Origin of the sequence: Klebsiella sp. 2-CIP_Kleb., assembly GCF_050378715.1 — a bacterium.
Classification (GTDB): Bacteria; Pseudomonadota; Gammaproteobacteria; order Enterobacterales; family Enterobacteriaceae; genus Klebsiella; species Klebsiella quasipneumoniae.
The window spans coordinates 944692-957527 of record NZ_JBNRLG010000001.1 but is presented as its reverse complement, the minus strand read 5'-3'; the positions used below and the strand labels follow the sequence as shown (position 1 = coordinate 957527).

The following is a 12836-nucleotide window of genomic DNA, read 5'->3' as shown; positions in this document are numbered from 1 at the left end:
CTTCGCAGCGCGGCGGCGGTTACGGGAGATAAGGAAAAGCGTAAAGTAAAAACGGAAAATGAAACGGCGATCCCTTTTTAATTCACTTGCGATGCTATCTGCGCTATAGCGGCTCTGGTATGATGAGTGCAATTGCAACAATGTGTAATGGAAATATTATTATGGTCATTAAGGCGCAGAGCCCTGCGGGTTTCGCGGAAGAGTATATCATTGAGAGCATCTGGAATAACCGCTTCCCACCTGGATCGATTCTCCCCGCTGAACGCGAGCTTTCTGAGCTGATCGGTGTCACCCGCACCACGCTGCGCGAAGTGTTGCAGCGTCTGGCGCGTGACGGCTGGTTGACCATTCAGCACGGCAAACCCACCAAAGTGAACAACTTCTGGGAGACCTCCGGGCTGAATATCCTTGAAACGCTGGCGCGTCTCGATCACGACAGCGTCCCGCAGTTGATTGATAACCTGCTCTCCGTGCGCACCAATATTTCCACGATTTTTATTCGCACCGCGTTTCGTCAGCATCCGGATAAAGCGCTGGCGGTGCTGGACAGCGCCCGGGAAGTGGAAGATCACGCCGACGCCTTCGCCGATCTCGATTACAACATTTTCCGCGGTCTGGCTTTCGCCTCCGGCAACCCGATTTATGGCCTGATCCTCAACGGCATGAAGGGGCTATATACCCGCATCGGCCGTCACTACTTCTCCAGCCCGGAAGCGCGCAGCCTGGCGCTGGGCTTTTATCATCAGCTGGCGAAGGTGTGCGAAGGCGGCCTGCACGATCAGGTGTATGAGCTGGTTCGTCGCTATGGCCATGACAGCGGCGAGATCTGGCACCGGATGCAGAAATCGCTGCCCGGCGATTTAGCCATGAATGTGCGTTAAGCCGGCTATTCGCGATCGATAAACAAAATAAGGGGGCCGATGGCCCCCTTCGTCGTTTTAACGTCCCGCAATGCTATAGCGCGTTTGGCCGCGCCGGGCAGCGGTCCAGCAGCTCAATGCTGCCGTCAGCGTTCTGCTGCTCCAGCAGCACATCGAATCCCCACAGACGATGCACATGTTTCAGCACTTCGCGCCGCCCTTTGTCCAGCGGGACGCGGTTGTGCGGCACATAGCGCAACGTCAGCGAGCGGTCGCCGCGCAGGTCAACGTTCCACACCTGGATATTCGGCTCGAGATTGCTGAGGTTATATTGCGCCGAGAGCTTGTTGCGGATTTCGCGATAGCCCTCTTCGTTGTGGATCGCCGAGATCTCGAGATAATTGTTGTGATCGTCGTCGAGCACGGTAAAGAAGCGGAAATCGCGCATGATCTTCGGCGACAGGAACTGGCTGATAAAGCTCTCATCCTTGAAGTCGCGCATGGCGAAATGCAGCGTTTCCAGCCAGTCGGAACCAGCGATATCCGGGAACCAGTACTTGTCCTCTTCGGTAGGCGACTGGCAGATGCGCTTGATGTCCTGGAACATGGCGAACCCCAGCGCGTAGGGGTTAATCCCGCTGTACCACGGACTGTTGTACGGCGGCTGGAACACCACGTTCGTGTGGCTGTGGAGAAACTCCAGCATAAAGCGTTCGGTCACTTTCCCTTCATCATAGAGATGGTTGAGGATGGTATAGTGCCAGAAGGTGGCCCACCCCTCGTTCATCACCTGGGTCTGTTTCTGCGGGTAGAAATACTGGCTGACTTTACGCACGATGCGCAGGATCTCGCGCTGCCACGATTCCAGCAGCGGGGCGTTCTTCTCCATAAAGTACAGCAGGTTCTCCTGCGGTTCGGAAGGGTAGCGGCGGGCGGACTCAATCGCCTTCTCCTCTTCGCGCTTCGGCAGGGTACGCCACAGCATATTCACCTGGCTCTGCAGATACTCTTCCCGGCTTTTCTGCCGCGCCTTCTCCTCCTGCAGCGAGATTTTTTGCGGACGTTTATAGCGGTCGACGCCGTAGTTCATCAGCGCGTGGCAGGAGTCGAGCAGTTTCTCCACTTCGTCGACGCCATAGCGCTCTTCGCACTCGGTAATGTATTTGCGGGCGAAAATCAGGTAGTCGATGATTGAGCTGGCGTCGGTCCAGCTGCGAAACAGGTAATTGTTTTTGAAGAACGAGTTATGCCCGTAGCAGGCGTGCGCCATCACCAGCGCCTGCATGGTGATGGTATTTTCTTCCATCAGATAGGCGATACAGGGATTGGAATTGATGACGATCTCATACGCCAGGCCCTGCTGGCCGTGCTTATAGGCCTGCTCGGTCTCAATGAATTTTTTGCCGAACGACCAGTGCGGATAGTTGATGGGCATGCCGACGCTGGAGTAGGCATCCATCATCTGTTCGGAAGTAATGACTTCGATCTGGTGCGGGTAGGTGTCAAGACGATAGAGCTTAGCGACCCGGTCCACTTCGGCCAGGTAGGTCTCCAGTAACTCGAACGTCCAGTCGGGTCCATCGCTTAAACGGGTGGTGTCCCTGTTCATGGAGTCAATCGTAGCCATTAGCGCGCCCTCGTTGTTGTTGGTTTTCTCTGAACGGAAAACCTCTAAACAAGCATAGAACACCGCACAGCAAACTGTGTTGTCAGCCAATCGCTTTTCTTCGCGATTTCCCCATCTCAAAGCCGTTTTTTGCGCTTATTTGCAGAATTAAATGCTGGGTAAAAATAAAGCGCAGCATGAGATCGTAAATCTTACAGCTCAGGACTGGTGCGGTTTGCTGTGAGTTAAGTCACCATAAATAAAGCGTATGTTGAATAATATTTTCAACTGAGTTATCAATTTGTAATTAGATGATTGTTCTTTAACTGTTACGGAGTTGCTATGCGTGTCGTCATACTGGGAAGTGGGGTGGTTGGGGTAGCCAGCGCGTGGTATTTGAGTCAGGCGGGTCATGAGGTGACGGTCATCGACCGTCAGCCCGGTCCGGCAGAGGAGACCAGCGCGGCCAACGCCGGGCAGATATCTCCCGGCTATGCGGCGCCGTGGGCGGCGCCGGGAGTGCCGCTGAAGGCGATCAAATGGATGTTCCAGCGCCATGCGCCGCTGGCGATCGGTCTTGACGGCACATCGTTCCAGCTGAAGTGGATGTGGCAGATGCTGCGCAACTGCGACACCCGCCACTATATGGAGAACAAAGGCCGGATGGTGCGCCTGGCGGAGTACAGCCGCGACTGCCTGAAGGCGCTGCGCGACACCACCGGCATTCAGTATGAAGGGCGTCAGGGCGGGACGCTGCAGCTGTTCCGTACCGCCAAACAGTATGAAAACGCCACCCGCGACATCGCGGTGCTGGAGGACGCCGGCGTGCCCTATCAGTTGCTGGAGGCGAAGCGGCTGGCGGAAGTGGAGCCCGCGCTGGCGGAGGTTAGCCACAAACTGACCGGCGGTCTGCGTCTGCCAAACGATGAAACCGGCGACTGCCAGCTGTTTACCACCCGTCTGGCGGCGATGGCGGAACAGGCCGGGGTCACCTTCCGCTTTAACACCGCGGTGGACGCCCTGCTGCAGGAGGGCGATCGCATTGCCGGGGTGAAATGCGGCGATGAGATTATCAAGGGCGACGCCTATGTCATGGCCTTTGGCTCTTACTCGACGGCGATGCTCAAGGGGCTGGTGGATATTCCTGTCTACCCGCTGAAAGGCTATTCGTTAACCATCCCGATTGCCCAGGAAGACGGCGCGCCGGTTTCCACTATCCTTGATGAGACCTATAAAATCGCCATCACCCGTTTCGATCAGCGCATTCGCGTCGGCGGTATGGCCGAGATCGTCGGTTTTAATAAAGCGCTGCTGCAGCCGCGTCGCGAAACCCTGGAGATGGTGGTGCGCGATCTGTTCCCGCGCGGCGGCCACGTTGAGCAGGCCACCTTCTGGACCGGCCTGCGGCCGATGACGCCGGACGGCACGCCGGTGGTCGGGCGCACGGCGTTTAAAAACCTGTGGCTCAACACCGGCCACGGCACGCTTGGCTGGACCATGGCCTGCGGCTCCGGGCAGCTTATCAGCGATCTGATCTCCGGCCGCACGCCGGCGATCCCTTACGACGATCTGGCTGTCGCCCGCTATAGCCCCGGGTTTACCCCGGCGCGTCCGCAGCATCTGCATGGCGCACACAACTAAGGAGCTTGCATGACCCGTCCGGTAGTGGCCAGTATCGATTTGCTGGCCTTGCGGCAGAATTTACAGATAGTGCGTCGCGCGGCCCCCGGGTCGCGCCTGTGGGCGGTGGTCAAAGCAAATGCTTATGGCCATGGCGTGGCGCGGGTATGGAGTGCGTTAAGCGCGGCGGATGGTTTCGCCTTGCTCAACCTGGAAGAGGCGATCCTGCTGCGCGAGCAGGGCTGGAAAGGGCCGATCCTGTTGCTGGAGGGCTTCTTCCATGCCGATGAGCTGGCGGTGCTGGATCAATATCGCTTAACCACCAGCGTCCACAGCAACTGGCAGATTAAGGCGCTGCAGCAGGCGAAGCTGCGCGCGCCGCTGGATATCTATCTCAAGGTGAACAGCGGTATGAACCGGCTGGGCTTTATGCCGGAGCGGGTGCATACCGTCTGGCAGCAGCTGCGGGCGATAAGCAACGTCGGCGAGATGACGCTGATGTCGCACTTCGCGGAGGCGGAGAACCCGCAGGGGATTGTTGAGCCGATGCGCCGGATCGAACAGGCGGCGGAGGGGCTGGATTGCCCACGCTCGCTGGCCAACTCGGCGGCGACGCTCTGGCATCCGGAAGCGCATTTTGACTGGGTTCGTCCCGGCATCGTGCTGTATGGCGCATCGCCCTCCGGGCAGTGGCAGGATATCGCGAACACCGGCCTGAAGCCGGTGATGACCCTGCGCAGCGAAATCATCGCCGTGCAGAACCTGCGCCCCGGCGAAGCGATTGGCTATGGCGGCCTGTATCGCACCACCCAGGAGCAGCGGATCGGCATCGTCGCCTGCGGCTATGCCGACGGCTACCCACGGGTAGCGCCGAGCGGCACGCCGGTGCTGGTGGACGGCGTACGCACCACCACCGTCGGGCGCGTGTCGATGGATATGTTGGCGGTCGATTTAACGCCCTGTCCGCAGGCCGGGATCGGCGCGCCGGTCGAACTGTGGGGCAAAGAGATTAAAATCGACGACGTGGCGGCCAGCTGCGGCACCGTCGGCTATGAGCTGATGTGCGCCCTGGCGCCGCGGGTGCCGGTTGTGACCCTGTAACCTGTTCCGGGGCGGATCACTCCGCCTCGTCTTCCGCGACCCGTACCCCTACCTTCAGCACGTGATCGTTCTCTTTTTCCGCGACTGTCCATACCATCCCGGCGAACTCCACCTGGTCGCCCACCACCGGCGCGGCGCCCAGCAGCTGCTGCACCACTTCCCCCAGCGACTGCTGATGTTCGCGGAACTCCTCTCCGCCGTCGAGGCCGTAGATTTGCGCCACATCGGCGAAGCGGGCCTCGGCATCAAGTATAAAGTCGCCGAAAAAACGCTGATCGAGCGCCACCGGCGGCGACTGGCTGAACATTTTGCCCAGCGCCGGCAGGTCGTGCTCGCGGCCAATGACGCACAGGATATCGCCTTCCCGCAGGCGGGTGCTGCCGGTGGGGTGCAGCAGGGCATTGTTGCGAAACAGGGCGGCAATCCGCGTCTCCGGCGGCATATGCAGGTCGCGCAGCGCCGCGCCGATGCACCATTTATCGGCGCCCAGCTGGTAGACAAACTGCTCCCACGGGTTTTCCGGGTGAATATCCAGCCCGACGCGGGAGATGGGCCAGCTGACGGGCGGCACCACCACTTTGGCTTTTTTCGCCGCCCACGATAGCGATGTGCCCTGGAGCAGAAGCGACACCAGCACCACGAAGAAGGCGACATTGAAGAACAGGCGGGCGTTGTCCAGGCCGGCCATCATCGGGAACACCGCGAGAATAATCGGCACCGCGCCGCGCAGGCCGACCCAGCTGATAAATACCCGTTCGCGGAGGTTGAACCCGCGGAACGGCAGCAGACCGGCAAATACCGACAGCGGACGGGCAATGAAAATCATCCACATCGACAGCAACAGCGCCGGGATAGCGATCGGCAGCAGGTCGGAGGGCGTCACCAGCAGGCCCAGCACCAGGAACATGGCGATTTGCGCCAGCCACGCCAGACCGTCGAAGTTCTGCAGGATACCGTGCCGGTTGCGGATAGGCCGGTTGCCCAGCAGAAAGCCGCAGAGATAGACGGCGAGGATACCGCTGCCGTCGAGGGTAGTGGTGACGGCGAAAATCATGATCCCGCCGCTCAGCGCCAGCAGCGGATAGAGCCCGGCGGGCAGCACGATGCGGTTGATCATCTGCAGCAGCAGGTAGCCGCCGCCGAGGCCGATGGCGATCCCGAGACCGAACTGTTGAATGATATGCACGGCGAACATCCAGCTGAGGCCGGTCTGGTGCTGCTGGATCATTTCGATCAGGGTGATGGTCAGGAAGACCGCCATCGGGTCGTTACTGCCTGACTCAATCTCCAGCGTCGAGCCGACGCGCTCGTTGAGCCCCTTGCCGCCGAGCAGCGAGAAGACCGCCGCGGCGTCGGTGGAGCCGACAATGGCGCCGATCAGCAGGCCTTCGATCATATCCAGTTTGAACAGCCAGGCCGCCATCATCCCGGTCAGCGCCGAGGTGATCAGCACCCCGACCGTCGCCAGCGACAGTGCTGGCCACAGCGCGACGCGAAAGGAGCTGGCCTGGGTGCGCATCCCGCCGTCCAGCAGGATCACCGCCAGCGCCAGGTTACTCACCATGTAGGCGAAGGGGTAGTTGTCGAAGGGGATGCCGCCGATGCCGTCAATGCCTGCCAGCATCCCGATGGCCAGAAAGATGACCAGAATCGGGATGCCAAGGCGCGAAGAAAAGGAGCTCAATAAGATACTGCAGGTTACTAAAACAGAACCCAGAATAAACAGACTAATGACCGCAGCGGCGTCCAATGTTCACGTACTCCCTGACTGGCGTGAAAAAATGGCTAAAAGTGACACTATTTTAACAATTCGCAGGGAATCCGCCTATGCGTCTGGGAAATTTATTCTGCCAGCACCGGGTGGCCGCTGATTGTCAGGGTGGTGGCTGATGGCTGGTTGACCAGCCGCGCGCGCGCGCCCAGCGGCAGGGTCACCGTGCGCTGCTCGTGGCCAAACTCCAGTCCGCTTATCAGCGGTACAGAGAGCTGCTGGCGCAGATAATCAAACACCTGCGGCAGGTCATATCCCACGTCATAGTCGTTCGGCGCGCCGCCGGTGAAGCTGCCGAAGATCACCGCCTTCTGCGCCGCCAGTACGCCGCTGTGCAACAGCTGAAGCAGCATGCGTTCGACGCGGAACGGGTGCTCATTGATATCCTCCACCACCAGGATGCCGTCGCGGATCGCCGGCAGCCACGGGGTACCGATAAGCGAAGTCAGCATCGCCAGATTCCCGCCCCACAGGGTGCCTTCCACCCGGCAGTTCGGCCCTTCGCCCGGCCATTCGAGGGTGAATTCAGGCTGGCGCAGCGCCTGCCAGAAATGCTGTTCGGTAAACGGATCGAGGGTCTCCGCGCCGAAGTTCCCTGCGAGCATCGGCCCGCTGAAGGTGACGACGTTGCCCATGGCCAGCAGGCCCGACTGGATGACGGTGAAATCGCTGTGGCCGCAAATCAGCAACGGGTCACGCTGCTGGCGGGCAATCAGCCCCTGCCAGTCGATATGCGGCAGCAGGCGGCTGGCGCCGTAGCCGCCGCGCACCGCGAGAACGATCCGGTTGCGGCCCGGCAACTGGGCAAGCTGGTTAATATCGGCCAGCCGTTCATGTTCAGTTCCGGCGAAACGCTGCTGCCGACGGGGAATGACCTGCTGGTGGGCCACCTCGTGCCCGGCCTGCTGCAGACGCTCGACGCCGCGGGCCGCCGCCTGCTGGTTGATGCAATAACCGGATGGCGCGACCAGATAAAACTGAGACATGATAATTCCTTGCTATGAATGAAAGGGTTATGATGCCGCCTGGAATGGCGATTGTCATCTCCAGGTGGCTAACTTCAATCCGCACCCGTCATCCATCAGGCTGTCGGCGGGCGGGGGACGTACCGCTGCCGTCGTTCTGCAGCATGATGGCGTTTGGGTAGATAAGGATAGATGTGTGAAATTGAGATGGTTGCTTATTTTAGTCGTTTTTCTGGCCGGTTGTAGTTCGAAACATGATTACACCAATCCACCGTGGAACCCCGAGGTCCCGGTGAAGCGGGCGATGCAGTGGATGCCGATCAGTGAAAAAGCCGGCGCCGCCTGGGGCGTGGATCCGCAGCTGATCACGGCGATCATTGCCATCGAGTCGGGCGGTAACCCTGCGGTAGTGAGTAAATCCGGCGCCGTCGGGCTGATGCAGCTTAAGCCGTCGACCTCCGGACGCGATGTTTACCGGCGGATGGGCTGGCGCGGCGAGCCGTCGGTCAGTGAGCTGAAAAACCCGGAACGGAATATCTCGATGGGGGCCGCCTATCTGAGCATTCTGGAGAATGGTCCGCTGGCGGGGATCAAAGACCCGCAGGTGATGCGCTATGCGGTGGTGGTCTCCTATGCCAACGGCGCTGGCGCGCTGCTGCGCACCTTCTCGTCAAACCGGCAGGACGCCATCGAGGAGATTAACGACCTCGACGCCGATGAGTTCTTCGAGCATGTGGCGAAAAAACACCCGGCTCCGCAGGCGCCGCGCTATATCTGGAAGCTGCAGAAAGCGCTGGACGCCATGTAACCTTACCTTCGCCCCGCCGGCCTGGCGGGGTCCTAATCCTCTGTGCGCAGCGACGTGATAACGCTAATCGGCGCTATTAACGCTTTATATTCCCGGTAGCGCTCGGGAAGCGATTCCACGCCGTTTACCGCCACGCAGAGCATGGCCGTCGCGTCATCCTCCTGCGCGCCTTTATACGCTAACGTTTCTCGTAACGCATTGATGCAGGCATGGGCGTCATGATGCGAAATGCCGTTGATATCGAGACGAATGGTTTTGCTAATGGCCTCTATCCATAATCCGCCCCACAGAACGCACCCCGAGGGCATGAGCAGGCAACTGAAGATGCTGTAAGCGGTGAGGTCGAGCCAGATAAAGGTCTTACTGGCAACGATAACGCCGAGGGCGACCGAAGGGATGCTGATGGCCAGCATATTCCATCCGCGGCGCAGCGGACTTAAGGCTAAACCCGCGCTTGCTATCTGTTCCTGCCAGAGGTTACGTCCGGCGATACTCAGGCTGCAGGGCAGATCTTCATGACACGGCTTTCGCACCGCAAAATGGTCAAATAGTATGCTTTCAATGACGTTCATTTCGTGGTTTGCATAGCGTCCGTTAGCCAAAACCTGCCCGGGCTCCGGGATCCACAGATGCTTATTACTGAGTAAGCTGAACATTGCCAGTTGAATCACCCGGGTCCCTTCTCCGGTCAGCCACGCCAGCAGCCAGGGGCTAACCTCTATCGCGTGCGGCTGGGGCTGAGCCGCTGGCCGCGACAGGATAATCATTATACCAATAGCAATATAGATACCCGGGACGATAAGTATAAAACCGCCAAGAAACAGCAGTGGATGCAGATGCATTATAAAATTCCACATACCATCCCCTCGTTAATCCAGCCTCTGCAGACAAAAGGGATACTTAATAAGGTTGATGATTTTTACATATTCACCATATCTTTCGGGAAGCAGGGTGGTTTTACCGATCGCCACGCAATAATCGGCGTTTTCATCGGTCAGGGTATCTGAGTCAGCAATAAGCGTCTCCTTCAGGGTATCAATATAGTGATGAAAGATATTAACGGCGATCCCTTCCCGGTCCAGCCGGGTGGCATTTAAGGTGATGCATAACAGCCACAGCCACCACAGGCCGGAAACCATCCCCATTGTCAGCCAGCTGAACACGCTGGAGTGAATTATCGCCTGATTATCAAAAAGCGTTTTCCAGGCGAGCGCGGCGATCAATAGCAGGGAGGGCGCGGCAATCAATATCATATTCCACGTTTGGTGCGTCGGGCTGAGCCGCAGCCCTTGGCAGTGAGGATCGGTGGCCCAGTGGTTCTTTTCGGCGACGTGCAGAGAAAGCGGCAGATCCTGGTCACTGGATTTTGGCGTAGCGAAATGGTCAAACAGTATTTTTTCCACACAGGTCATTTTGCATTCTGCGTACTGCTGATTGGCGCAGAGTTGAATATTGTCCGCAGAATGGATGAGAGTGACATAGTTTTTTCTTAACAGCCTGAACATGGCCAGCTGAATGACGCTGGTGGCGCTATTACGTAGCCAGGCTAAAAAAGAGGGTGAGATAGAATAGGGCGCCGGAACGGCTGTGGTATTTTCAGTAGGGCGGGTCTTCGCAATAATTATATTTACCAGAATATATATCACTGTGGTGGATAATATATGGTAACCCATAAATGATAACGGATGTAAATTGGTGAGATAGCTAATGACAGGGTTCACTTTTATTCCTTGTGAGCGTCCTAACCTGTTTTCGCCAGCATATTAAGTCCTCTCATCACAGGGGGGCAAGTGAAATAATGGCCTGGCATCTTTAAGTTAATATTAGCCATCAAAGCGTGACGTCACCTGTTAACGAAAGCCTCCGCCGTCACGGGCGGAGGCTTATCTTTACGCTGTCAGTTAAAAGTCGTAGCCCACGGTGGCCATGACGCTGCGCTCTGCTCCCCAGTAGCAGTTGCCGGTGCCGTAGCAGCCGGAAACGTATTCACGATTGCCGATATTGTTGGCGTTGACCTGCACATAAGCGCCTTTCAGCCCCGGCGACCAGACGCCGAGGTCAGCCCGCATCATGGCGTCCATCAGCGTGACCGACGGCAGCCGCGCGGTGTTGGCATCATCCGCCCACTGTTTACCAATGTAGCGGACGCCGGCGCCCAGCGAGATCCCCGCCGGAAACTGATAGCGCGCCCAGAAGGAGGCCATCTGATCCGGGGTCAGCTGCGGCGTGTTGTTGTCGGTACCGTCCTTAGTGTCCTGGAAGCGCAGACGATTCCAGGTATACGAGGCGAGGGTGCTCAGCCGCGGGGTGATCTGGTGGTGCGCTTCCAGCTCAACCCCCTGGGAATGGACCTTACCCGCCGGAATATAGGTGGCGGTGGCGATGTTGGGGTCGCGGGTGGCGACATCCTTTTGCATCAGATCGTAAATCGCGATGCTATAGAGGTCGCTGCTGCCCGGCGGCTGGAACTTCAGGCCGGCTTCGACCTGTTCGGCGGTGGTCGGTTTCAACGGTTTGCCGTCAGCGCCGGGCAGCATCGCCGGGGTAATCGCCTGGCTGTAGCTCAGGTAGGGCGAAAGACCGTTGTCCAGGGCGTACAACAGCGAGGCGCGGCCGCTGATATGGTCGTCTGAACGGCGGTTTGAGGTGCCCAGAGTATCGCTGACCTGCTGGGAAACGATGCGGTCATAGCGGGCGGAAACATCCACATGCCAGCGGTCCCAGACCATCTCATCCTGCAGATACAGCCCGGTCTGGTAATAACGGCGATTATTATCATCGCTGTAGGTCACGGTATGCCCGGTCTGGGCGGTATAGCCGGTAAACGGGTTAAGGGGCGCCGCGCCGCCGGCGCCGGTCCACAGATCGTTGCGAAAGCGATGGTATTCAGCGCCGAGGATCAGGGTATGCGCCAGATCGCCAGTATTGAAATCGGCGCGCAGGCGGTTATCGGTTGACCAGCCGTCCAGCGAACCGCGCGAGCCGCTGTAGCCGCGAGCCAGCATGTCGCTGTCATCTATCCAGCCGACCTGGTAGACCTGATCGAGGGAGACGTTGGTGTGGGTGTAGCTTCCCGCGGAATAGACCGACCAGACATCGGTGAACTGGTGGTCAAACTCATAGCTGTAGATCTGCTGGCGGCGCTGATAGCCATCTCCCGGATCGCCCTCGTTGGTGCTGGTGGAGAGCTTACGGCCATTGTGCGCGTAGCGGGTGCCGTCCAGCGGCAAAGAGCCATGATAGCCACCGGAAGGATCTTTTTGCAGATAGGCGCGTAGCAGCAGCGAGGTATCGCTGTCCGGCTGCCACAGCAGGGAAGGTGAAATGGCGTAGCGCTCTTCGCGGGTATGGTCATACTGCGTGTCGCTGCTGCGGGTCATACCGATCAGCCGCCATGCCCACTGCTCATTGATGGCGTCGGTGTAATCGAAGGCCGCGCCTTTGGTATTTTGCGTCCCGCCAGTCAGGCGGACGTGGCCCTGCTGACTGAACTGCGGGCGCTTGGAGGTCAGGTTGACCACGCCGCCCGGCACGCTCTGCCCGTAGAGCGCGGAGGAGGGGCCGCGGATCACATCGACGCGTTCGATAAACCACGGGTCGATCTGCACCACGTTATGGCTGCCGCCGTCGCTCATCAGACGCATGCCGTCGAGGAACAGGTTATCGACGTCGCCGCCGTGGTAGCCGCGCAGGGAGATAGCGTCAAACCGGGTGGCGCCACCGCCGAAGCTGGAGTAGACCCCCGGGGTATATTCCAGCGCCTGGCTGATGGTATTCGCCCCCTGATCCGCCATCTGCTGGCGGGTGACAACCGACACCGACTGGGCGGTGGTGATTAACGGCTGGTCGGTTTTCGTCGCCCCGAGCGAGGTGCTGGCGCTATAGCCCTCAGTCGGCGCGCTGGCGGATGCCGGCGGGCTGGCCGTTACCACCACCGTCTCTTCGGCCTGCGCGGTGAAGGGAAGTGCGATCGCGAGGGCGCACAGCAGCCCCGGGCGTTTGCGAGAAATAGCCACGTTCATAAGATCATCCTGAACCTGCGCGGTTTGGTACTCCTGTACGCCGCCGCGGGAAAAACGAATCTGTCATCATTCGTTAAAAAGTA

At 59.0% G+C, this 12836-nt stretch carries 10 protein-coding genes and 1 pseudogene; 5 read left to right on the top strand and 6 right to left on the bottom strand.

Translation table 11 applies throughout. The features are described from left to right. Positions 1-161 precede the first annotated feature (161 nt). Positions 162-881: a fatty acid metabolism transcriptional regulator FadR gene (gene fadR, locus ACQUTP_RS04750; protein ID WP_004203311.1), complete on the top strand. Its 720-nt coding sequence runs from the start codon at positions 162-164 to the stop codon at positions 879-881. Between the two features lie 73 nt (positions 882-954). On the opposite strand, the gene ACQUTP_RS04745 is transcribed toward fadR, so the two are convergent. Beyond that, positions 955-2487 carry a SpoVR family protein gene (locus tag ACQUTP_RS04745; protein ID WP_004203310.1) on the bottom strand — a complete coding sequence of 511 codons (1533 nt, stop codon included), beginning with the start codon at positions 2485-2487 and terminating at the stop codon, positions 955-957. Between the two features lie 76 nt (positions 2488-2563). Here ACQUTP_RS04745 and ACQUTP_RS04740 point away from each other — a divergent pair. The 3 genes and pseudogenes from ACQUTP_RS04740 to dadX all read left to right on the top strand — a co-directional run bounded on the left by ACQUTP_RS04740 (position 2564) and on the right by dadX (position 5187). Then, positions 2564-2710, top strand: a pseudogene (locus ACQUTP_RS04740) (hypothetical protein). A gap of 98 nt (positions 2711-2808) precedes the next feature. After that, entirely contained in the window at positions 2809-4107 is a 1299-nt protein-coding gene (locus ACQUTP_RS04735) for a D-amino acid dehydrogenase (RefSeq protein WP_023318600.1), read from the top strand. A gap of 9 nt (positions 4108-4116) precedes the next feature. Further along, on the top strand, positions 4117-5187 hold the full coding sequence (gene dadX / locus ACQUTP_RS04730) for a catabolic alanine racemase DadX (protein WP_004203306.1): 1071 nt from the start codon (positions 4117-4119) through the stop codon (positions 5185-5187). A gap of 16 nt (positions 5188-5203) precedes the next feature. Here the strand turns inward: dadX and ACQUTP_RS04725 are convergent, their stop codons facing one another. After that, entirely contained in the window at positions 5204-6937 is a 1734-nt protein-coding gene (locus ACQUTP_RS04725) for a potassium/proton antiporter (protein ID WP_004203303.1), read from the bottom strand. A gap of 92 nt (positions 6938-7029) precedes the next feature. Then, positions 7030-7944, bottom strand: a complete 915-nt coding sequence (gene ldcA / locus ACQUTP_RS04720) for a muramoyltetrapeptide carboxypeptidase (protein WP_017900195.1) — start codon at positions 7942-7944, stop codon at positions 7030-7032. Between the two features lie 175 nt (positions 7945-8119). On the opposite strand from ldcA, the gene emtA reads away from it, so the two are divergent. Next, the gene (emtA, locus tag ACQUTP_RS04715; RefSeq protein WP_004203299.1) at positions 8120-8731 is read left to right on the top strand and encodes a membrane-bound lytic murein transglycosylase EmtA; all 612 of its coding nucleotides are present in this window, start codon (positions 8120-8122) and stop codon (positions 8729-8731) included. 32 nt (positions 8732-8763) lie between these two features. Here emtA and ACQUTP_RS04710 read toward each other — a convergent pair whose 3' ends face one another. From ACQUTP_RS04710 to ACQUTP_RS04700, 3 genes are all read right to left on the bottom strand, one after another. Next, positions 8764-9573, bottom strand: a complete 810-nt coding sequence (locus tag ACQUTP_RS04710) for a hypothetical protein (RefSeq protein WP_004203298.1) — start codon at positions 9571-9573, stop codon at positions 8764-8766. Positions 9574-9600: 27 nt separating this feature from the next. Then, positions 9601-10143, bottom strand: a complete 543-nt coding sequence (locus ACQUTP_RS04705) for a hypothetical protein (RefSeq protein ID WP_256574544.1) — start codon at positions 10141-10143, stop codon at positions 9601-9603. 489 nt (positions 10144-10632) lie between these two features. Continuing rightward, the gene (locus tag ACQUTP_RS04700) at positions 10633-12753 is read right to left on the bottom strand and encodes a TonB-dependent siderophore receptor (RefSeq protein ID WP_080846928.1); all 2121 of its coding nucleotides are present in this window, start codon (positions 12751-12753) and stop codon (positions 10633-10635) included. Between the last annotated feature and the right edge of the window lie 83 nt (positions 12754-12836).